The sequence below is a fragment of the Streptomyces sp. CA-250714 genome (assembly GCF_050936705.1).
GTDB lineage: Bacteria > Actinomycetota > Actinomycetes > Streptomycetales > Streptomycetaceae > Streptomyces.
Genome location: NZ_JBNJMI010000001.1, coordinates 3,253,452 through 3,274,094, shown reverse-complemented (window position 1 = coordinate 3,274,094; position 20,643 = coordinate 3,253,452). Strand labels below are relative to the sequence as shown.

The following is a 20,643-nucleotide window of genomic DNA, read 5'->3' as shown; positions in this document are numbered from 1 at the left end:
GAGCCATGACCGCACACAAGCCGGAGCAGCGAGCGCTGCGCGGGCGGCCGCGTGTGCCCGCGCGGGACGAGGCGGCGTCCGCCGGCGGAAGCACCCACCGCGTCCCACACGGCCCCCCGCCCATGAGTGAGCTGCTCGCGTCCTGCGCGGCCGCGGCCGCCGTTTCTCGACCGCCGTCGGACGCGGAGCAGTCCGACTCGGAGCGTTAGCCTGCCCGGTTCCCCGGGTGCTGCGTAGGGGGTGCCCCTTTGTGTCGTCCGCAGGCTGCGGGTGCGTTGTGGCTTGTCGCGCAGTTCCCCGCGCCCCTTCGGGGCGCGCCCCTGCGGGGCGCCCCCGCACCCCGCGCCTAGCGGAGCACCACCACGCGGGTGCCGATTGGTGCGTGGAGCCATAGGGCTTCGCCGTCTGCTCGCTTCTCGCGGATGCCGCCTGTCTTGCGGGAGGTGTCCGGGGTCGGGGTCGAGCGGTTCAGGGCGGCGCTGAAGCCGATCGTGACGCCGTCGACGGTGGCGAACCGTACGACGTTCTCCACCGGCACCCCGTCCGAGCCCGTCACATGGGAGGCCCGCGAGGTGACCTTGTAGGTGCCCGGCGGTGGGCTGACGGCGCTGGGGGAGACCTTGTACGTCCTGGTGACCTTGCCGTTCTTGCCGACCAGCCACACCCGCTGCCGCTTGAGCGCGTAGACGACCCGGTGGCCCTGTCCGCTGGCGGAGGGCAGCGCGGTGTCCTTCTCGGCGGGCGCGCGGCCCTTCCCGTCGGAGCCGCCGGGGGAGGGCTCGGCCTGCTTCGCGTCGGACGGCTTTCCGGCCCGGTCCTGGGCGGCCGACGCCTGGTACGCGAAGAAGCCGATCACGGCGAGGGCCACAGCCGTCAGTCCGGCCACGATCACTCCGGCGCTGCTGCCGCTGCTGCGTGCCACCGTGCGCTGCCACCTCTCGTGCCTGCGTGCTCCGGCGGGGTGTTCGTCACCCGTCCCGCCCGGGAGCTGACCTCTGGTTGACGGTAGCAGCAGGCGCGGTGCCGACTGCCCCAGGCCGGGCGGCGCCCTCGGCCCTGCGGCCGGCCGGGGGCCACCCGGCCTGCGCTATCTTCCGGCGGTGGCCGGGGAGCGGCTGAAGAGAGAACTTGGAGTAACAGCCGTGCTTGTGTTCGCATAAGGCGATGACCCCCCACGGTTCATCGACAAACTCCACAACCCCCATACCGAAAATCCCCGAACCTCAGGGCCACCACGTCCCCGAGGGGTACGGGGGTCACCCGGGCCACCAGGGCGACCCCCACCGTCCGGCCAACCCGTACGAGGAACTGGCCGCGCTGGCCCCGCCGGAGGACGACGCCCCCACGAGCGGCCCCGCCCCCAACCCGTACGAGGCGCTCGGGGACGGCGGCGCGTCCGGGGCGCCCGATGACCCGTACGAGGGCGGACTGCGGGGTTTCGGCCTGCGCTCGGACTACGACGAGCCGGCGTACGAGGACCGGATGCCGTATCTGCGCGCCGTCCGCAGGCGCCGCCGCTCCCGCTTCTCGCGCACCGTCAAACTCGGCATCGCCTGCTGCGCGCTGCTCGCGTTCCTCGGGATCGGCGACCGCTGGGCCGCGCTCTACGCCGAGGGCAAGGCGGCCGAGAAGGTGCAGGACTCGCTGCATCTGCACGCGCGCCCCGAGGTGCACATCAACGGCTTCCCGTTCCTGACCCAGGTGGCGCGGGGCCGCCTGGACGACGTGGAAGTGGCGATTCCCGATGTGCCGGCGGGCCGGGTGTCGGTCGCACAGGTCAGCGGCACCGTCAACGATGTGAAGATCATCGGCGATGCGCCGTCCTCCGTCCGGGGTGCGGTGCTCGGCCGGATGAAGAGCGACGTCCTGCTCGACTTCGACGACCTCGACCGCGAACTCGGCACCTCGCAGGTGAAGTTCACCCCGGGTGGCAAGCGCACCGTGCTGGCCGCCGGGAAGCTGCCCGTCGCGGGCTCCGAGGTCAAGGTGCGGGCCCGCGCCCGCGTCGAGCGCACCGGGGACCACGGCGTGGGCACCACGGTGGACGACATGCGGCTGGTCGTCCCCAAGATGTTCAGCTTCACGCCCGGCACCGGCGACGAGGCGGGCCTGCGGCTGTCCCGTCCGCTGGCCGAGCGCATCCAGAAGGACCGGGAGAAGGCACGGGCGCTGTTCGGGGTGCGCGCGATCGCCAAGCGGTTCGGTATGACGCCCGAGCGCGCCCAGCAGGTACGGCGCAGCGACCGTGAGCTGCACCGGGTGACGGGGTCGCCGCGCTTCGCGGACAAGGTGATGCGGCTCAACCTGCTCGACGTCGTCGTCCGGCACCCGCAGCTGCTGAAGAAGATGGGGATCGACCCGGCGCTGGTCGAGGCCCTCAAGAAGATCGAGGAGCCGAAGCTCGCCGACAAGCTCGCCCTGCACCTCACGCTGCCCAAGATGCCCGGCGATGTGCGGCTGCGCGGCGTCTCCGTCGCCAAGGAGGGCATCCGCGCCGAGCTGACCGGCGTCAACGTGCCGTTCGGCAAGGCAGCCACGAAAGAGGCAGCGGCCCGGCACGGGTGAGGGCGTGCCGTGCGGGCGCCGTAGGCTGGTCGGGTGTTGATGCTCGCGCTGGATACCGCCACACCCGCCGTCACCGTCGCGCTCCACGACGCCGAGGGTGACCGCACGCTCGCCGCCGCCCACAAGGTCGACGCCCGCCGCCACGGCGAACTGCTGCTGCCCTGTGTCGATGCCGTGCTCAGCGAGGCGGGCCGGAAACTGGCCGAGGTCACCGACGTGGTGGTCGGCGTCGGGCCAGGGCCCTACACCGGGCTGCGGGTCGGCCTGGCGACGGCCGAGGCGTTCGCCGCGGCGCTCGGCCAGCGGGTGCACGGGGTGTGCACGCTGGACGGCATCGCGTACGCCTCCGGGCTGACGGAGCCGTTCGTCGTCGCGACGGACGCCCGCCGCAAGGAGGTCTACTGGGCGCGGTACTCCGACGCCCGTACCCGGGTGACCGACCCGGCCGTGGACAAGGCCGCCGACATCGAGGCCGCCGACCAGCAGATCGGCGAACTGCCGGCCGTCGGCGCCGGCGCGGTGCTGTACGAGTCCGTCTTCCGCGGCGTACGCCCCGATCTGCCGACCGACCAGTCGGCACCCGCCCTCGCCCGGCTCGCGGCCGAACGGCTGGCCCGCGGCGAGGAGCTGCTGCCGCCCCGCCCGCTGTATCTGCGGCGGCCGGACGCGCGGGTGCCCGCGGGCTACAAGGTGGTCACGCCGCGGTGAGTGCGGCAGAGCCGACCGGGGACGTGGCCGGCCCGGTCCGGAGCCCGGCCGGTGTCACGCTGCGCGAGATGCGCTGGTGGGACATCGAGCCGGTGCTCGCCCTCGAACAGCGGCTCTTCCCCGAGGACGCCTGGTCGGCCGGGATGTTCTGGTCGGAGCTGGCGCACACGCGAGGGCCCGGCGCCACCCGCCGCTATCTGGTCGCCGAGGACGCGGACGGTGTGCTCGTCGGGTACGGCGGCCTGGCGGCGGTCGGCGGCACCGGCGACATCCAGACCATCGGCGTGCTGCCCGCCCACCGGGGCACCGGGCTCGGCTCCCGGCTGCTGCGCGCCCTGCTGCGGGCCGCGACCGACTTCGAGTGCACGGAGGTGCTGCTGGAGGTGCGGGTGGACAACGCACCGGCGCAGCGCCTGTACGAGCGCTTCGGCTTCGTGCCCATCGGCATACGGCGCGGCTACTACCAGCCCGCGAACGTCGACGCGTTGGTGATGAGGCTGGCCGACCCGGCGGCGTACGCGGCCGTCGCCGACACCCCGGGGGACACCCCCGCGAACACCCTTCCGAACACGCACCAAGGATCGAAGACCCATGGCTGACGAACCGCTCGTTCTCGGCATCGAGACCTCCTGCGACGAGACCGGCGTCGGGATCGTGCGCGGCCACACGCTGCTGGCCGACGCCGTCGCCTCCAGCGTGGACACCCACGCGCGGTTCGGCGGCGTCGTCCCCGAGATCGCCAGCCGGGCCCATCTGGAGGCGATGGTTCCGACGATCGAGCGCGCGCTGAAGGAGGCCGGAGTCGCCGCGTCCGACCTCGACGGCATCGCCGTCACCGCGGGCCCGGGGCTCGCCGGGGCGCTGCTCGTCGGTGTCTCGGCCGCGAAGGCGTACGCGTACGCGCTGGGCAAGCCGCTCTACGGCGTCAACCACCTCGCCTCGCACATCTGCGTCGACCAGCTCGAACACGGCGCGCTGCCCGAGCCGACGATGGCGCTGCTCGTCTCCGGCGGCCACTCCTCGCTGCTGCTGGCCCCCGACATCACCTCCGACGTACGGCCGCTGGGCTCGACCATCGACGACGCGGCGGGCGAGGCATTCGACAAGGTCGCCCGCGTGCTGAATCTCGGCTTCCCCGGCGGCCCGGTCATCGACAAGTACGCCAAGGAGGGGGACCCGGACGCCATCGCCTTCCCGCGCGGTCTGACCGGACCGCGCGACGCCCCGTACGACTTCTCCTTCTCCGGGCTCAAGACGGCCGTGGCCCGCTGGATCGAGGCGAAGCGGAACGCGGGCGAGGAGGTGCCCGTCGCCCATGTCGCCGCCTCCTTCCAGGAGGCCGTCACCGACGTGCTGACCCGCAAGGCCGTCCGGGCCTGCCGCGACGAGGGCGTCGACCACCTGATGATCGGCGGCGGCGTCGCGGCCAACTCGCGGCTCCGCGCCATGGCCGAGGAGCGCTGCGCAGCCGCCGGTATCACCCTGCGGGTCCCCCGCCCCAAGCTGTGCACCGACAACGGCGCGATGGTGGCTGCGCTCGGCGCCGAGATGGTCGCCCGTAACCGCACCACCTCCGCCTGGGACCTCCCCGCCGACTCCTCCCTCCCGGTGACGGAACCGCATGTACCCGACCCCTCGGCGGCAGCGTCCGGGCCCGGGGACTCGCACTCCCACTCCCACTCGCACGACCACGATCACGTCCACGAGCTGAGCAGGAAGAACCTCTACACCTGATGCCCACCGTCGCCCTCATGTGGGAGGCCAAGGCCGCCCCGGGCCGCGCCGCCGAACTCCTCAGCTGGGCCCGCGCCCAGGACCTGCCGGAGTCCGGCATCCCCTGTGAACGCCGGGAACACTTCACAGCTCCGGGCGACCGGGTCCTGGTCATCACCTGGTGGCCCGGTGACTACACCGCGGATGTTCCCGAACTCCCCGATCCGCCAACGGAGTTGACGGCTCGGCCGGTGCACAGATGGCGGTTCGAGCGGGTGTAACGGGTGAGCTGGGTGTGTTCACGGTGAGTTACGCGGCAGGATGGGTCGGGTCGGGAAGGTCGACTGTCGCGGGGGGCCGGAATGCGCAGGGTGATCGCGAGGGCCGTGCGGGTCGGTGCGGTGCTGCTCGTCGTCCTCGCGGGGCTCGGTGCCGGTGCCGGGACCGGGACGGCGGCCGAGCGCGGGCAGCCGACGCCGGCGGCGTACCTGGCCGGGCAGCTGCGGAAGAGCCCCGTCTATCTCTCCGACCAGCTTCCGCGTACGAACCCCCTCTCCGCCCGACCCGCCTTCGTCAAGGAGGCGAAGCGGACCGGGGTGCCGACGTATGTGCTGGTGCTGCCCGGAACCGGGACCGGCGCCGAGACCGGGGACGGGCTGCTGGCGGCAGTGCACGAGCGGCTCGGGAAGGACGGGCTGTACCTGCTGTTCGGCGGGGACGGCGGCAGCCCTCAGGTGGCGACGTTCGGGGTGGACGTTCCGGCACGGGACGCGGCCATGGCGACCACATTCGAACTGCCCTACGACGCGGCCACGCTGGACACGTTCCGGCACTTCGTCGACGTGCTGCGGTCCGGCGACGCGGCACACCGCGCCGAGCAGGGGGCTGACGCCAGCCGGGCCGGCGAGGAGCCGGACACTCTGTACACCAGCCGCACCGACCGCGAGAACCAGAGCTTCCTCACCGGCATCCTGCTGACCGGAGTGCCGGTGCTCATCGTCGCCGTCGGCTGGTACGTACGCCGGTGGCGGGGCGGCAAGGGGCCGGGGCTCCGGCTGCTGGTGCCCGTCGCCGCCGGGGTGGCCCTCGTCATCGGTGCCGGCGCGCCGTTCGTCTGGGCCGACACCCGCTCGACCGGCGATCCGGTGCCCACCGCCGCCGATATGAAGGCCAGGACCGTCCGGGTCGCCCAAGGGCTGCGCTCCGGGCCCGTCTACCTCGACCCGCTCGCGGCGGGGCTGCTGAGCCGTGCCGAGCTGCACCGGCTGCGGGAGCGCGCGGAGCGGCTGGATGTGCCGGTGCACATCGCGGTCGTCCCCCTCGACACGACGGACGAGTCGGGCGGTGACGGCGAACTCCTCGCCAAGCGGCTGCACAGCAGGCTTGGCAACGACGGCGACGGCATCTACGTGATCGCGGACGCCGCCGAGGACGGCGAGCTCGAAGTCGTCAACTACGGCGCCAAGGTGGACAGTGCGGCGCTGTACGACGCGACGGAGGATCTCCGCTTCGGCGAGGACAAGGCGAGCAAGGACGACGCGGGGCTGTACCCGCGGCTGGCCGAAGCCCTGCGGATCGTCGACCGGGCCCCCTCAGGCCCGCGCAACGGCCCCTATCTGGACCCGCTCGCCGCCGAGGACCCGGTCACGGAGGACGAGCTGCCCTCGCTCTACTCCGGGGACTTCGGGCCCGGAGCCTTCATGGGGGCGGTGGCCGCGCTGGCAGCGCTCGGCGTGACGGCGGCCGGGCTGGCCATCGCCCGGCGCACCGGCCTCGGCGCGCCGCCGTCCGCCGCCCGGACGTCCGGGGCCACCACCGCCTCGGGCGACCAGTCCCCGCAGGCCCCCGCCCGCCCCTCGACCGGCTGGCTGCGCAGGACGGCACGGCGCGAACTGGACGAGCTGAACGACGAGTTCGAGCGGCTGGCCGACGGGCTCCCGGACGCCGTACGCACCCGCGCCTGGGACTGTCTGGACGCCGCGACCCTCCTCCTCGACCAGGAGGGCGACGACCGGGTGGACGCCGACGCCGACGCGCCCACCCTCGCGGCCGGACTCGCCCTGATCCGCACCGGCCGCGCGGTGCTCGCCGACCGGGCCACAGCCACCGCACCGCAGCTCCGGCTGTGCGCCCTCAACCCGCTGCACGGGCCCTGGGCCGCCACCAGGAAGCTGAAGCTGCCCGGCGAGGGCGGTGCGGCACGCTCCCACCCGGTCTGCGCCGGGTGCCGTGCCGCGCTCGACGGACGCGAGGAGGGGGCGTCCGCGTTCTCCGGCTCACGGACGGCCCGGTCGGCGCGGACGGCCCGGACAGCCGGTGTCGTCGCCGAGCGGCTGCTGTGTCTGCGCGCCCCCGGCTCCGGGCTCCCCCAGCCTCCGGCCGGGGGGACCCCCAGGCCGCACGAGCCCTACCACCGGATCCCGGGCCCGCTCGAGGCCGCCCAGGGCGGCGGCCGGGGCCAGAGCCCGACCGCCGATCAGATCGTCCGCCGAGTACGGGAGCAGCTAGGTGTCCACTGAGTCATGCGCCGCACCCGGCGCCCCCTCCGCCCGCCCCGCCCGGCTTCCCGCAGCCGTACTCGCGGCCCTGCTCGGCGCGGTGCTGCTGGTGCTCGGTACGGCCGGTGCAGCCGGTGCAGCCGAGGACAGGCCCGGCGAGCGGATCGCCGACGAGCTCCGTAAGTCACCGGTCTTTGTCGACCCGTCGTACCGGCAGGCGTTCCCGGCCGACCAGCAGCGCCGGCTGGCGAAGAAGATCAAGGCGTCGGGCATCCCGGTCCGGGTCATCGTGGTCCCGTTCATCTCCGGGGACGCCTGGGGCGGCGAGCCGGAGAAGATGGTCGACGTCGTACGCGACCGGCTCGGCGAGAGCCGGCAGAAGGAAGCCGTCTACATGACCCTCAGCCGGACCGAGGGCTTCCTGAACGGTTACGAGTTCCCGCGCGACGGCAAACACCAGGCGTTCTGGGGTGTTTCGGCCGTCGGCCACCAGGAGGACATGGCGGACAAGAGCCTCTACGCGAAGTTCTCCCGCGCGCTGGAAATCGTGAAGTCGGGCGACGGGGACAAGCAGTACGAGGAGGCCACCAAGGACCTCAAGGGCGGCGACCGCCCGTCGGCGGACGAGAACGGCGAGGACGGCCCGTCCCCGCTGTTGCTCGCGGCGCTGATCGTCCCCGCGCTGGCCGTACTCGTCGTCGCCGTGCTGACCGTACGGGCCCGCCGTTCGCGCACCTCCGTCCGGGCGCCGTTCACCTCACCGCGTTCCGTCTTCGCGACGGCACGCAAGGCGGGCGTACGCGATCTGCGCAAGCGCGCACAGCGCGAACTCCTCGCGTACAACGAGGAACTGCTCGCCCACGAGCCCGGCGACGCCGGTGCCGCGGCCGCCGACACCGAGCTGCTCCAGCTCTCCCTCGACGCCTACTCCGCCGCCGGCACGGTGCTGGACAACGCGCGGGACATACCCGACCTCGCGGGCGTTCTCGCGCTCCTCCACGAGGGCCGGGACGCACTGCGGCGCTCCGAGTCCGCCGACGGCGCCGCCGCGGCGCTGCCGCTGTGCTTCTTCCACCCGCTGCACGGGCCCGCCGCCGAGCGCGTCCGCTGGCGGCCGCTGGGCCGCCGCGAGTCGCTGCACGTCGCCGCTTGCGGCGATTGCGCCGCCGCGGTGGGCGCCCGCCGCGCGCCGGAAGTGCTCACCCAGACCCACGAGGAGCGGCGCATCCCCTACTTCGAGGTCCCGGCCGAACGCAGTTTGTGGGCCGCCACCGGGTATGGCTCCCTCACGGAGGATTCTCTGACCGAGCGCGTGCTGCGCGGCGATTTCACCCGTACCCGGTAGAGGGTGCCCCTGCTCGACGCTTGCGGGCTGCGGGTTGCGTCGTGGCTGGTCGCGCAGTTCCCCGCGCCCCTTGCGGGGCGCGTCCCTCCATGTCGGTGTTACCGCAGCGGGTGGCCCAGCAGCATGGAGGGGGCGCCGGCGACGCGGGTCAGAAACACGGTGCAGGAACCGGCCGCCGACTTCTCCAACTTCAGCTTCCGGCGCAACTCCTCCGGCTCGACCGCCGAGCCACGCTTCTTGACGGTGACGACACCGACACCGCGCTCCCGCAGCAGCGCCCGCAGCTTCTTGACGTTGAACGGCAGTACGTCGGTGATCTCATACCCGGCCGCGTACGGCGTCGAGTGCATCGCGTCCGTCGTCACGTACGCGATCGTGGCGTCGATCAGCCGCCCCGCCACCCGCTCCGCCAGCTCGGCGACCAGATGGGCGCGGATGACCGCACCGTCCGGCTCGTACAGGTACCGGCCCACCGGCCCCACCTCGGGGTCGGGCAGCCCGCGTCCGGTCAGCGTGTCACCGGCGGGCAGCAGTGTCGCCCGCACCCCGCCCGGCTGCCGCGCGCCGAACCACAGGACCGCCTCCTTGACGTCCCCGCCGTACGAGACCCATTCGGCCTCCGCCTCCGGCGGCACGGCCTCGTGCGGGATGCCGGGCGCCACCTTCAGCGCGGCCAGCGGCGCCGCGCGGGCCGCCGCCACGGCCCAGCTGAGCGGCGGCGAGTACGCCTCCGGATCGAAGACGCGGCCCCGGCCCGTGCGGCGCGCCGGGTCGGCGAAGAGCGCGTCGTATCCGTCGAAGGACACCTCCGTGACATCGGCGCAGCGCACCTCGACGAGGTCAGCGAGGCCCAGCGCCCCGGCGTTGGCGCGGGCCACCGCACACGTCAGCGGCGAGCGGTCGACGGCCAGCACCCGGATGCCCTCCCGGGCGAGGGCGAGCGCGTCCGCGCCGATACCGCAGCACAGGTCCGCGGCGGTGCGGACGCCGAGCTCCCTCATCCGCCGGGCACGGTGCGCCGCAACGGAGGTGCGGGTGGCCTGTTCGAGTCCGTCCGCGGTGAAGTAGAGGGCGTGCGCGTCGGCCGGGCCGAACTTCGCCTCGGCCCTGCTGCGCAGCCGGCTCTGCGCCATGGCCGCAGAGACGAGCGCGGGCTCGTGCCGCTGCCGCAGCCGGGTGGCCACGGCCAGCTCCTGCGCGGGCCCGACGCCCCGCACCTCGCGCAGTAGCGCTTGCCCCTCGTCGGAGAGCAGCTCCGCGAACACCTCGCTATCCACCTGGTCATTGTCCCGTGCCGGGTGCCGTGCCGGCGGCCGGGCCGGGGCAGTGGGGTGGGGCGCGCGAAGTGATGACTTGCGCCCCGCGCGGCTCCGTGCCCGCCTCGTCTGCTCCGGGCAAGGGGTGCCCCTGCCTGCAGCTCGCGGGCTGCGGGTGCGTCGTGGCTTGTCGCGCCGTTCCCCGCGCCCCTTCGGGGCGCGCCCCGTCGCGAACTCGCCCCACCACAACGGCGCCGCACCCGGCGGACAACATCACCCCCACGGCGAATCTCCGCACGCAGCGACAGCGTGAGAGGGGGCGCCCTCACATCGGCGCAAGCCGGAGCGGCTAGCACTCCGCTTGACCGAGTGCTAAGCCAGGCATAATCTCAACCCTGGCACTCTCCCTATGGGAGTGCCAGCAGTACGCGACGGGCAGATCCGGCACCCGCGACGACGGATCTACCAGGTCGCCACCCCAGACATAAGACCCCGTTTTGAGATCTCCGAAGGGGGAGGTCGGATCGTGACGACCGCCAGCTCCAAGGTTGCCATCAAGCCGCTCGAGGACCGCATCGTGGTCCAGCCGCTCGAAGCCGAAGAGACCACGGCCTCGGGCCTGGTCATTCCGGACACTGCCAAGGAGAAGCCCCAGGAGGGCGCTGTCCTGGCCGTCGGCCCGGGCCGTTTCGAGAACGGCGAGCGTCTGCCGCTCGACGTAAAGGTCGGCGACGTCGTGCTGTACAGCAAGTACGGCGGCACCGAGGTGAAGTACAGCGGCGACGAGTACCTCGTTCTCTCGGCCCGCGACGTTCTCGCGATCGTCGAGAAGTAATTCAGCCGCACAGTTTGCAGCGACCCGCGCCCTGGTGCCCGCTCCCGATGAGGTAGCAGGGGCCAGGGCGCAGCTCGTACCCGACGTGCGAGACGTGTGAGAGGACACAACAGCTTCCATGGCGAAGATCCTGAAGTTCGACGAGGACGCCCGTCGCGCCCTTGAGCGCGGTGTCAACAGCCTCGCCGACACCGTGAAGGTGACCATCGGCCCCAAGGGCCGCAACGTGGTCATCGACAAGAAGTTCGGCGCCCCCACCATCACCAACGACGGCGTCACGATCGCCCGCGAGGTCGAGGTCGAGGACCCGTACGAGAACCTGGGCGCCCAGCTCCTCAAGGAGGTGGCGACCAAGACCAATGACATCGCGGGTGACGGCACCACCACCGCCACGGTGCTGGCCCAGGCGCTGGTCCGCGAGGGCCTGCGCAACGTTGCCGCGGGTGCTTCCCCGGCCGCCCTGAAGAAGGGCATCGACGCCGCGGTGAGCGCCGTCTCGGACGAGCTGGTCAAGACGGCCCGCCCGATCGACTCCAAGGAGGACATCGCCTCCGTCGCCGGGCTGTCCGCGCAGGACAAGCAGGTCGGCGAGCTGATCGCCGAGGCGATGGACAAGGTCGGCAAGGACGGTGTCATCACCGTCGAGGAGTCCCAGACCTTCGGTCTCGAGCTGGACTTCACCGAGGGCATGGCCTTCGACAAGGGCTATCTGTCGCCCTACTTCGTCACCGACCAGGAGCGTATGGAGGCCGTCCTCGACGACCCGTACATCCTGATCCACCAGGGCAAGATCAGCTCCATCCAGGACCTGCTGCCGCTGCTGGAGAAGATCATGCAGGCGGGTGGCTCCCGGCCGCTGCTGATCATCGCCGAGGACGTGGAGGGCGAGGCCCTCTCCACCCTGGTCGTCAACAAGATCCGCGGCACCTTCAACGCCGTCGCCGTCAAGGCGCCCGGCTTCGGTGACCGCCGCAAGGCCATGCTCGGCGACATGGCGACGCTGACCGGCGCCACCGTCATCGCCGAGGAGGTCGGCCTCAAGCTCGACCAGGCCGGTCTCGACGTGCTGGGCAGCGCTCGCCGCGTCACCGTCACCAAGGACGACACCACGATCGTCGACGGTGCCGGTACGGCCGAGGACGTGCAGGGCCGCGTCGCCCAGATCAAGGCCGAGATCGAGACCACCGACTCCGACTGGGACCGCGAGAAGCTCCAGGAGCGCCTCGCCAAGCTGGCCGGCGGCGTGTGCGTCATCCGCGTCGGCGCCGCCACCGAGGTGGAGCTGAAGGAGAAGAAGCACCGCCTGGAGGACGCGATCTCCGCGACCCGCGCGGCCGTCGAGGAGGGCATCGTCTCCGGCGGTGGCTCCGCGCTCGTCCACGCGGCCAAGGTGCTGGACGGCAGCCTCGGCAAGGGGGGCGACGAGGCGACCGGTGTCGCCACCGTCCGCCGCGCCGCGGTCGAGCCGCTGCGCTGGATCGCCGAGAACGCGGGCCTGGAGGGCTACGTCATCACCTCCAAGGTCGCGGAGCTGGAGGCCGGCCACGGCTTCAACGCCGCCACCAGCGAGTACGGCGACCTGATCAAGGCCGGCGTCATCGACCCGGTGAAGGTGACCCGCTCCGCGCTGGAGAACGCCGCCTCCATCGCCTCGCTGCTGCTGACGACCGAGACCCTGGTCGTCGAGAAGCCGGCCGAGGAGGAAGAGGCCGCCGGTCACGGCCACGGCCACGGTCACGCCCACTGACGGGCGTCTGAACGACGCGCGGCTTCCCCGCGCCCTCGGGGGCGCCCCGAAGGGGCGCGGGGAACTGCGCGCTCAGCCACAAACAACGAGCACTCGGCGACGCACCAGCAACATCAGCGGCGGCGCCCCGCAACCTACTTGGGCCCGTACTTCCGCCCCGTCGTGGACGAAGCCCGCGCCAGCACCCCACGGGGAAGAAACTTCGAAGCGCCCAGCAGAGCCTTGTACCGCGGGTCCGGCACGGACAGCACGCGCCCCCGCGCAAGATCCCGCAGCGCCGTCTCGACCACCTGATCGGCATCCAGCCACAGCCACTTGGGAATGTCCCCCGAGTCCATCCCGGCCCGCTCGTGGAACTCCGTACGGACGAATCCCGGGCACAGCGCCAGCAGCCGTACGCCCTGACCGGCGAGATCCTTGGCCGCGCCCTGGGTGAACTGGGTGACCCACGCCTTGGAAGCGCCGTACGTCCCGCGAGGGAAGAACGCGGCGACGGAGGCGACGTTGATGACGCCCCCGCGCTCCCGTTCGCACATGGACTCGGTGGCGGCCGAGGTCAGCCGCAGCACCGCTTCGCAGTGCACCTTGAGCATCTTCAGCTCGTCGGCGACGGGCACTTCGAGGTAGCGGCCCTTGTTGCCGAAGCCCGCGTTGTTGACCAGCAGATCGACGGGGTGCTCGCGGTCGCGCAGCCGGTCCTCGACGGCGGTGATGCCCTTCTCCGTCGCCAGATCGGCGGTGATGACGTCGGCCTCCACGCCGTGCCGGTCGTGCAGTTCGGTCGCCTCGCGCCAGAGCCGGTCCGTGTTCCGCGCGGTGAGCACGAGGTTGTAGCCGCGGCTCGCGAGCCGCCGGGCGAAGGCGGCGCCGATGCCGGCGGTGGCTCCCGTAATGAGTGCAGTCGTCATACGGCCACGCTATCGGCCCTGCACCAGGGGTCCCGCCGCCGCGCAACCGCCGTACCCGGCAGCACGCATGGCAGTCCGTCAGCCGGCCCGGCCGTCGGGCGGCACGGCCTGTCAGGAGCGCGTACGCCGCAGCGCCTTCTCCCTGGCCAGCGGGTCCAGCGCCGCGCCGGCCGCCAGGATCCGCGGCAGCAGCTCGGGCTCCAGGGTCAGCGAGCGGAACAGAAAGCTGACCGAGACTTCGTGGTCGGGGCGGTGGACGACGGTGACGGCGTCCCCCGCGCGCACCTCGCCGGGCTCGATGACCCGCAGATAGGCACCGGGCATCCGGCGGTTCATGAACTGCTTCATCCAACCCTGTTCACCGAGCCAGCCCGCGAACGTACGGCAGGGGATCCGCATGGAGCACACCTCCAGCAGCGGCCCGGTGCCGGGGGCGCCGAGCTGCCAGCGCTCGCCGATGCGGGCGTCGTCGACGGGGACGCCGCGGGTGGTGAGGTTCTCGCCGAAGACGCCGTTGGGCAGCTTCCGGTCCAGCTCGCGCTCCCAGAAGTCGAGCTCTTCGCGGGCGAAGGCGTAGACGGCCTGTTCATTGCCGCCGTGATGGCGCAGGTCGCTGACGGTGTCACCGGCCAGACCGCTGCCGCCGGTGCCGCGCGGCCCGGGTGCGGTGACGGTGACGGCGCCTTCGACGGGCTGTTTGTCGATGCCGGTCCACCGGCCCTCGGCGTCGGTGTGTTCCGAGCGGTGCGGTTTGGCGAGGTTCACGGAAAGCAGCTGCATGGGCAGAGGCTAACGGTGTGCTTCCCCAAGCCGCGAGCGCGTTTGTGCGCCCTTCCCCAAGGAAGTCTTATGCTCGGACCCATGATCGAGGCCCGACATCTGCGTGTCCTGCGCGCGGTTGCCAGCACTGGTTCGTTCTCCGCGGCGGCGCGCGAGCTGGGCTGCACCCAGCCCGCCGTCAGCCAGCAGATGAAGGCCCTGGAAGCCGCCACAGGCACCCCGCTCCTGGTGCGGACAGGCCGCGAGACCCGGCTGACGGAGGCGGGCGAAGCCCTGGTACGGCACGCGTCGGGCATCCTTGCGGGGCTGGCGGCCGCCGAAGAGGAGGTCGCGGCGCTGGCCGGGCTACGGGCAGGGCGGGTACGGCTGGTGTCCTTCCCCAGTGGCAGCTCCACGCTGGTGCCGACCGCCGTCGCGGCAATGCGGGCCGACCATCCGGGCACCCGGGTTTCACTGGTGGAGGCCGAGCCGCCGCGCTCGGTGGAGATGCTGCGTGCCGGGGACTGCGAGATCGCCCTGGCGTTCCGCTACGAGACGGCGCCCGAGTGGGACGACCTGGTGATACGGCCGCTACTGACCGACCGGTTGGTAGGTCTGGTGCCCGAGGGGCATCCGTTCGCGGACGCCGAGGAAGTGGGCATCGGCACCCTCGCCGAGGAGCCGTGGATCGCGGGCTGCCCGCGCTGCCGCAGCCATCTCGTCCAGGTCTGCGAGGCGGCGGGATTCACACCTCGGATCGACTTCGCGACCGACGACTACCCGGCAGTGGTGGGCCTGGTCGGAGCGGGCCTGGGAGTCGCGGTCCTGCCGGAGCTGGCGGTGGAGTCCGTACGCCCGAGAGGCACACGCGCGGTACGGGTGACCCCGGCGGTCCAGCGCGAGGTCGTCGCCCTCACCCTCCCCGACCTCACCCACGTCCCCGCCGTCGCAGCAATGCTCGACCGCTTGGCGGCGGCAGCACACCGCTGAGAGGGACTGCGCCCCGTCAGGGGCGCGGGGAACTGCTCCCCCAGCCTCCGGCCGGGAGGTGCCCCCACAGCCACGACCTACCCGCAGCCTGCGGATGTCGGACAGGGGCACCCCCTGCGCAGCACGGCTCTACGACTCGTGGGCCGGTTCCGAGGCGCCGTCAGTGGAAGGGGCGGCAGAACCGCCTTCGGCGGCACTGTGCGTGGTCACCAGCCGGTTCCGCGCGCGGCCCAGCAACTCCTCGCGCTCGTCCTCGGTGAGCCCGCCCCACACCCCGTAGGGCTCCCGCACCTGGAGAGCGTGTGCCGCGCACTCGGCGCGCACGGGGCAGCGCATGCAGACTTCCTTGGCCGACGCCTCCCGCGCGCTGCGGGCGGCGCCGCGCTCCCCCTCGGGGTGGAAGAACAGCGAACTGTCCACCCCACGGCAGGCGGCCAGAAGCTGCCAGTCCCACAGATCCGCGTTGGGGCCAGGAAGGCGGGAGAAGTCTGCCATCGCGTCTCTCCTGAGTGCTGCTGGGGTGTGATCTGTCACTGGTGCGTAAATATGACTCTTTCGCGAATCTAGCCAGCAATTGCGCAAAACGAAAGAAATGCATCTGAATAGGGCACTTCCGTACGGAAGGTGCGTCGACTGCTGTAAAGCTCGGATGTTGCTGCTCTGTGTACGGACGCTCACGTAGAGTGCTGATGTCGGCGGCCGGAAGCCGTAACTCTTTCGGGTGACCGTCGTTGAGAGAGCGAAAGCGATTGGCTCGGAACCGGCCGGGGCATTCACGTCCGAGGCCGTCAATCGTGCAGGTGACGATTCTCAAGCAGCCTGGAGGCTCAAGGTGATGCGCATCAGCAGCGGAGGGCGGCCATGACATCCGTCCTCGTATGCGACGACTCCCCGCTCGCCCGAGAGGCCCTGCGCCGCGCGGTCGCGACCGTGCCCGGCGTCGAGCGTGTGACGACGGCGGCCAACGGCGAGGAAGTCCTCCGCCGCTGGGGCGCCGACCGGTCCGACCTGATCCTGATGGACGTGAGGATGCCCGGCCTGGGTGGAGTGGAGACCGTACGCCGGCTGCTCTCCGCCGACCCCGGCGCCCGCATCATCATGCTGACGGTGGCCGAGGACCTCGACGGTGTGGCACTGGCCGTCGCGGCCGGCGCACGCGGCTATCTGCACAAGGACGCGTCCCGCGCCGAACTGCGCGCGACCGTCACCCAGGCGCTGGCCGACCCCACCTGGCGGCTCGCTCCCCGGCGGCTGCGCTCGGCCGAGATGGGCGCTGCGCCGACGCTCACCGCGCGTGAGATCCAGGTGCTGGAAGGCATGAGCCACGGCCGCTCCAACGCGGAGATCGGACGTGAGTTGTTTCTCTCCGAGGACACGGTCAAGACGCACGCCAGGCGGCTCTTCAAGAAGCTCGGCGCATCGGACCGCGCGCACGCGGTGGCGCTCGGCTTCCGCTGGGGCCTCGTCCGCTGACCCGGTGCCGGGCGCCCGCCTGGTGGCAGGCCCCGGCCGAAGGCCGGGGGAGACGGTCCACCGCCTCGAACGACTCCCGCTCGTCCGCCCGCTCGTCCGCGCCCGGCACCGGTCGCAGACGGGTGGGACGGCGGCCCTCGTCCGGGTCCGGGTCCCCGCGGATTCCCCCGCGGCAGCCGGGAAATCTCGCGCGTGCCGCATGCTTGTTGTATGGAGTTCCTCGGGGACCGGTCGGTCAGGCGTGAGGGGAGGGCGTGGACATGAGGGCCAGTGCGCCTGCTCATAACGCTTCGGCTCACATCTACGAGCGCGGTGCGGCGAACCGCGCGGCATCGGTGCACCATGGACCGATGCGCGACGAGGAGAACGGGCCGCCGCCGCCCGGGGCCGCGGACGCGGCCGAGGTCGCGAAGGTCAGCAAGCTCGTCCAACGCGCGGTCGAGGGCGACCGCGAGGCCACGCACGATCTGCTCGCCCATGTACATCCACTGGCTCTGCGCTACTGCCGTACCCGGCTGACGCGACTGCCCGGTGATGCGCGTCACTTCGTCGACGACCTCGCCCAAGAGGTCTGCATCGCGGTGCTCTGCGCGCTGCCGCGCTACCGGGACACCGGGAAGCCGTTCGAGGCGTTCGTCGTCGCCATCGCCCAGCACAAGGTCGCCGACCTTCAGCGGGCCGCGATGCGCGGGCCCGGCTCCACCGCCGTGCCCTCGGACGAGATGCCCGAGCGGCCCGACGACTCCCTCGGCCCGGAGGAGCGGGCGCTGCTGTCCAGCGACGCGGAGTGGGCGAAGAAGCTGCTGGCCAATCTGCCCGAACACCAGCGCGAGCTGGTGCTGCTGCGGGTCGCTGTGGGGCTGACGGCCGAGGAGACCGGACAGATGCTGGGAATGTCACCCGGCGCCGTCCGCGTTGCCCAGCACCGGGCGCTCAGCAGGCTGCGAGCGCTGGCCGAGCAGTAGTTTCCGGGGCCGCCGGGGTTATCCACAGGCGGTCCGGTCATCTGCTCCGGGCCGATAGCATGGACATCCTGCCGGGGCAAGCAGTGGCTCCCCGTGAAAGTCGGGGTGGACCGCATGGGAAAGGTGTCATGACTGAGAACGTCGACGGGGTGCCCGCCAAATTCGCCACTATGGGCCTGACATACGACGACGTCCTGCTGCTGCCGGGCGAGTCGGACATGGCCCCGCAGGACATCGACACCGCGTCGTACGTCTCGCGGAACGTACGCGTCAACGTGCCGCTGCTGTCGGCCGCCATGGACAAGGTCACCGAGGCCCGGATGGCCATCGCCATGGCCCGCCAGGGCGGCGTGGGCGTGCTGCACCGCAATCTGTCGGTCGAGGACCAGGCCAACCAGGTCGACCAGGTCAAGCGGTCCGAGTCCGGCATGGTCACCGACCCCATCACCATCCGCCCCGACGCCACGCTCCAGGAAGCGGACGCGCTGTGCGGCCGGTTCCGCATCAGCGGCGTCCCGGTCACCGACGCGGCGGGCAAGCTGCTGGGCATCGTCACCAACCGCGACATGGCCTTCGAGCTGGACCGCAGCCGCCAGGTGCGGGACGTCATGACACCGATGCCGCTGGTCACCGGCGAGGTCGGCATCTCGCGCGACGCGGCGATGGAGCTGCTGCGCCGCCACAAGATCGAGAAGCTGCCGCTGGTGGACGGCGCCGGCACGCTCAAGGGCCTCATCACCGTCAAGGACTTCGTCAAGGCCGAGCAGTACCCCAACGCCGCCAAGGACGCCGAGGGCCGGCTGGTCGTCGGCGCCGCCGTCGGTGTCGCGGGTGACGCGTACGAGCGGGCGCAGGCGCTGATCGAGGCGGGTGTCGACTTCATCGTCGTGGACACCGCGCACGGCCACTCACGGCTCGTCGGCGACATGGTCGCCAAGATCAAGTCGAACCATCCGGGCGTCGACGTCGTCGGCGGCAACGTCGCCACCCGTGACGGCGCCAAGGCGCTGATCGACGCGGGTGTCGACGGTGTGAAGGTCGGCGTCGGCCCGGGCTCCATCTGCACCACCCGCGTCGTCGCCGGCATCGGCGTCCCGCAGGTCACCGCCATCTACGAGGCGTCGCTGGCCGCGCAGGAGGCGGGCGTCCCGGTCATCGGCGACGGCGGCCTCCAGTACAGCGGCGACATCGCCAAGGCCCTGGTGGCCGGCGCCGACACGGTGATGCTCGGCAGCCTGCTGGCCGGCTGCGAGGAGTCGCCCGGCGAGCTGCTGTTCATCAACGGCAAGCAGTTCAAGTCCTACCGCGGCATGGGCTCGCTCGGCGCGATGCAGACCCGCGGCGACGCCAAGTCCTACTCCAAGGACCGCTACTTCCAGGAGAGCGTCAGCGGTGACGACAAGCTGATCCCCGAGGGCGTCGAGGGCCAGGTCTCCTACCGCGGCCCGCTCTCCTCCGTGGTGCACCAGCTCGTCGGCGGTCTGAAGCAGTCGATGTTCTACGTCGGCGGCCGCACCGTCCCCGAGCTGAAGGCCCGCGGCCGGTTCGTCCGTATCACCGCGGCAGGGCTCAAGGAGAGCCACCCGCACGATGTGCAGATGACGACCGAGGCGCCGAACTACTCACGGCGCTGAAGCGGCGCCCCGGGGCTGTCCCGGGGTGGCGGCCGCGCGGCGTCGGCGGTGGCCCTCGGCGGTCGTGGGGTGCGGCGTGTCGGTGATACTGGACCGCGGCACACCAGAGTGAGAGGCAGTAGACGTGACTGAGATCGAGATCGGGCGCGGCAAGCGCGGGCGGAAGGCGTACGCCTTCGACGACATCGCCGTGGTGCCCAGCAGGCGCACCCGAGACCCGAAGGAGGTCTCGATCGCGTGGCAGATCGACGCCTACCGCTTCGAGCTGCCGTTCCTCGCCGCCCCCATGGACTCCGTCGTCTCGCCGCGTACCGCCATCCGGATCGGTGAGCTCGGCGGCCTCGGGGTGCTCAACCTCGAGGGCCTGTGGACCCGGTACGAGGATCCGGAGCCGCTGCTGGCGGAGATCGCCGAGCTCGACGAGGCCACGGCCAACCGCCGGATGCAGGAGATCTACGCCGAGCCGGTCAAGGAAGAGCTGATCGGGCAGCGGATCAAGGAGGTCCGCGACTCGGGCGTGGTGACGGCCGCGGCGCTGTCGCCGCAGCGTACGGCGCAGTTCTCCAAGGCCGTGGTGGACGCGGGCGTGGATCTGTTCGTGATCCGCGGGACGACGGTGTCGGCGGAGCATGTCTCCAGCGCGGCCGAGCCGCTGAACCTCAAGCAGTTCATCTACGAGCTGGATGTGCCGGTCATCGTCGGTGGCTGCGCCACCTACACCGCCGCGCTGCATCTGATGCGGACCGGCGCGGCCGGGGTGCTCGTCGGTTTCGGCGGGGGCGCCGCGCACACGACGCGGAACGTGCTGGGCATCCAGGTTCCGATGGCCACCGCGGTCGCGGACGTCGCCGCGGCGCGGCGGGACTACATGGACGAGTCCGGTGGCCGCTATGTGCACGTCATCGCCGACGGCGGGGTGGGCTGGTCCGGAGACCTGCCCAAGGCCATCGCCTGCGGTGCCGACGCCGTGATGATGGGCTCGCCGCTGGCCCGCGCCTCGGACGCGCCGGGCAAGGGACACCACTGGGGCATGGAGGCGGTGCACGCCGATGTGCCGCGTGGCCGCCGGGTCGACCTCGGTGCGGTCGGCACCATGGAGGAGGTCCTGCTGGGCCCCTCCCACACCCCTGACGGGTCGATGAACTTCTTCGGCGCGCTGCGGAGGGCCATGGCGACGACGGGGTACTCCGAGCTGAAGGAGTTCCAGCGCGTCGAGGTGACGGTCGCCCGCTCCCGCTGAGTCACCC

Annotated in this window: 19 protein-coding genes; 14 read left to right on the top strand and 5 right to left on the bottom strand. The window is 72.0% G+C overall.

Features of this window, described 5'->3' with window-relative positions:
- Positions 1–346: 346 nt before the first annotated feature.
- Complete coding sequence (locus tag ACQEU8_RS14415; RefSeq protein WP_433100574.1) at positions 347–922, bottom strand: L,D-transpeptidase; 576 nt, start codon at positions 920–922, stop codon at positions 347–349.
- A 242-nt stretch (positions 923–1,164) separates the two neighbouring features.
- Between ACQEU8_RS14415 and ACQEU8_RS14410 the strand changes: the two genes are divergently transcribed.
- From ACQEU8_RS14410 to ACQEU8_RS14380, 7 genes are all read left to right on the top strand, one after another.
- The gene (locus ACQEU8_RS14410) at positions 1,165–2,565 is read left to right on the top strand and encodes an LmeA family phospholipid-binding protein (protein ID WP_433100572.1); all 1,401 of its coding nucleotides are present in this window, start codon (positions 1,165–1,167) and stop codon (positions 2,563–2,565) included.
- 33 nt (positions 2,566–2,598) lie between these two features.
- Positions 2,599–3,273, top strand: coding sequence for a tRNA (adenosine(37)-N6)-threonylcarbamoyltransferase complex dimerization subunit type 1 TsaB (tsaB, locus tag ACQEU8_RS14405; RefSeq protein WP_433100570.1), 675 nt, complete (start codon positions 2,599–2,601; stop codon positions 3,271–3,273).
- Positions 3,270–3,872, top strand: a complete 603-nt coding sequence (rimI, locus tag ACQEU8_RS14400) for a ribosomal protein S18-alanine N-acetyltransferase (protein WP_433100568.1) — start codon at positions 3,270–3,272, stop codon at positions 3,870–3,872. Before tsaB ends, rimI begins: the two co-directional genes overlap by 4 nt.
- Complete coding sequence (gene tsaD, locus ACQEU8_RS14395; RefSeq protein ID WP_433100566.1) at positions 3,865–5,007, top strand: tRNA (adenosine(37)-N6)-threonylcarbamoyltransferase complex transferase subunit TsaD; 1,143 nt, start codon at positions 3,865–3,867, stop codon at positions 5,005–5,007. Before rimI ends, tsaD begins: the two co-directional genes overlap by 8 nt.
- Entirely contained in the window at positions 5,007–5,267 is a 261-nt protein-coding gene (locus ACQEU8_RS14390) for a hypothetical protein (RefSeq protein ID WP_433100564.1), read from the top strand. The genes tsaD and ACQEU8_RS14390 overlap by 1 nt, the downstream gene beginning before the upstream one ends.
- A gap of 81 nt (positions 5,268–5,348) precedes the next feature.
- Entirely contained in the window at positions 5,349–7,505 is a 2,157-nt protein-coding gene (locus ACQEU8_RS14385; RefSeq protein WP_433100562.1) for a hypothetical protein, read from the top strand.
- On the top strand, positions 7,495–8,829 hold the full coding sequence (locus ACQEU8_RS14380) for a hypothetical protein (RefSeq protein ID WP_433100560.1): 1,335 nt from the start codon (positions 7,495–7,497) through the stop codon (positions 8,827–8,829). The genes ACQEU8_RS14385 and ACQEU8_RS14380 overlap by 11 nt, the downstream gene beginning before the upstream one ends.
- Positions 8,830–8,927: 98 nt before the next feature.
- Here ACQEU8_RS14380 and ACQEU8_RS14375 read toward each other — a convergent pair whose 3' ends face one another.
- Positions 8,928–10,106 carry a class I SAM-dependent methyltransferase gene (locus ACQEU8_RS14375; protein WP_433100558.1) on the bottom strand — a complete coding sequence of 393 codons (1,179 nt, stop codon included), beginning with the start codon at positions 10,104–10,106 and terminating at the stop codon, positions 8,928–8,930.
- A 505-nt stretch (positions 10,107–10,611) separates the two neighbouring features.
- Here ACQEU8_RS14375 and groES point away from each other — a divergent pair.
- Both groES and groL read left to right on the top strand, forming a co-directional pair.
- On the top strand, positions 10,612–10,920 hold the full coding sequence (gene groES / locus ACQEU8_RS14370; protein ID WP_433100556.1) for a co-chaperone GroES: 309 nt from the start codon (positions 10,612–10,614) through the stop codon (positions 10,918–10,920).
- A 118-nt stretch (positions 10,921–11,038) separates the two neighbouring features.
- A complete protein-coding gene (gene groL, locus ACQEU8_RS14365) occupies positions 11,039–12,667 on the top strand; it encodes a chaperonin GroEL (RefSeq protein ID WP_433100554.1) in 1,629 nt (542 codons plus the stop codon).
- A 134-nt stretch (positions 12,668–12,801) separates the two neighbouring features.
- Here groL and ACQEU8_RS14360 read toward each other — a convergent pair whose 3' ends face one another.
- Together ACQEU8_RS14360 and ACQEU8_RS14355 are read right to left on the bottom strand one after the other, a co-directional pair.
- Positions 12,802–13,575: an SDR family NAD(P)-dependent oxidoreductase gene (locus tag ACQEU8_RS14360; RefSeq protein ID WP_433100552.1), complete on the bottom strand. Its 774-nt coding sequence runs from the start codon at positions 13,573–13,575 to the stop codon at positions 12,802–12,804.
- Between the two features lie 111 nt (positions 13,576–13,686).
- Entirely contained in the window at positions 13,687–14,355 is a 669-nt protein-coding gene (locus ACQEU8_RS14355; protein WP_433100550.1) for an MOSC domain-containing protein, read from the bottom strand.
- Positions 14,356–14,436: 81 nt separating this feature from the next.
- Here ACQEU8_RS14355 and ACQEU8_RS14350 point away from each other — a divergent pair, with 81 nt between their 5' ends.
- The gene (locus tag ACQEU8_RS14350; protein ID WP_433100548.1) at positions 14,437–15,324 is read left to right on the top strand and encodes a LysR family transcriptional regulator; all 888 of its coding nucleotides are present in this window, start codon (positions 14,437–14,439) and stop codon (positions 15,322–15,324) included.
- A 129-nt stretch (positions 15,325–15,453) separates the two neighbouring features.
- Here ACQEU8_RS14350 and ACQEU8_RS14345 read toward each other — a convergent pair whose 3' ends face one another.
- Positions 15,454–15,819: a WhiB family transcriptional regulator gene (locus ACQEU8_RS14345; RefSeq protein ID WP_433100546.1), complete on the bottom strand. Its 366-nt coding sequence runs from the start codon at positions 15,817–15,819 to the stop codon at positions 15,454–15,456.
- Positions 15,820–16,185: 366 nt separating this feature from the next.
- Between ACQEU8_RS14345 and ACQEU8_RS14340 the strand changes: the two genes are divergently transcribed.
- From ACQEU8_RS14340 to ACQEU8_RS14325, 4 genes are all read left to right on the top strand, one after another.
- Positions 16,186–16,797: a response regulator transcription factor gene (locus ACQEU8_RS14340; RefSeq protein WP_003948568.1), complete on the top strand. Its 612-nt coding sequence runs from the start codon at positions 16,186–16,188 to the stop codon at positions 16,795–16,797.
- 350 nt (positions 16,798–17,147) lie between these two features.
- Complete coding sequence (locus tag ACQEU8_RS14335) at positions 17,148–17,762, top strand: sigma-70 family RNA polymerase sigma factor (protein WP_433100544.1); 615 nt, start codon at positions 17,148–17,150, stop codon at positions 17,760–17,762.
- A 128-nt stretch (positions 17,763–17,890) separates the two neighbouring features.
- Entirely contained in the window at positions 17,891–19,396 is a 1,506-nt protein-coding gene (gene guaB / locus ACQEU8_RS14330) for an IMP dehydrogenase (protein WP_433100542.1), read from the top strand.
- Between the two features lie 124 nt (positions 19,397–19,520).
- Positions 19,521–20,636 (top strand): GuaB3 family IMP dehydrogenase-related protein, encoded by a 1,116-nt coding sequence (locus ACQEU8_RS14325; RefSeq protein ID WP_433100540.1) that lies wholly within the window; start codon positions 19,521–19,523, stop codon positions 20,634–20,636.
- Positions 20,637–20,643: the final 7 nt, after the last annotated feature.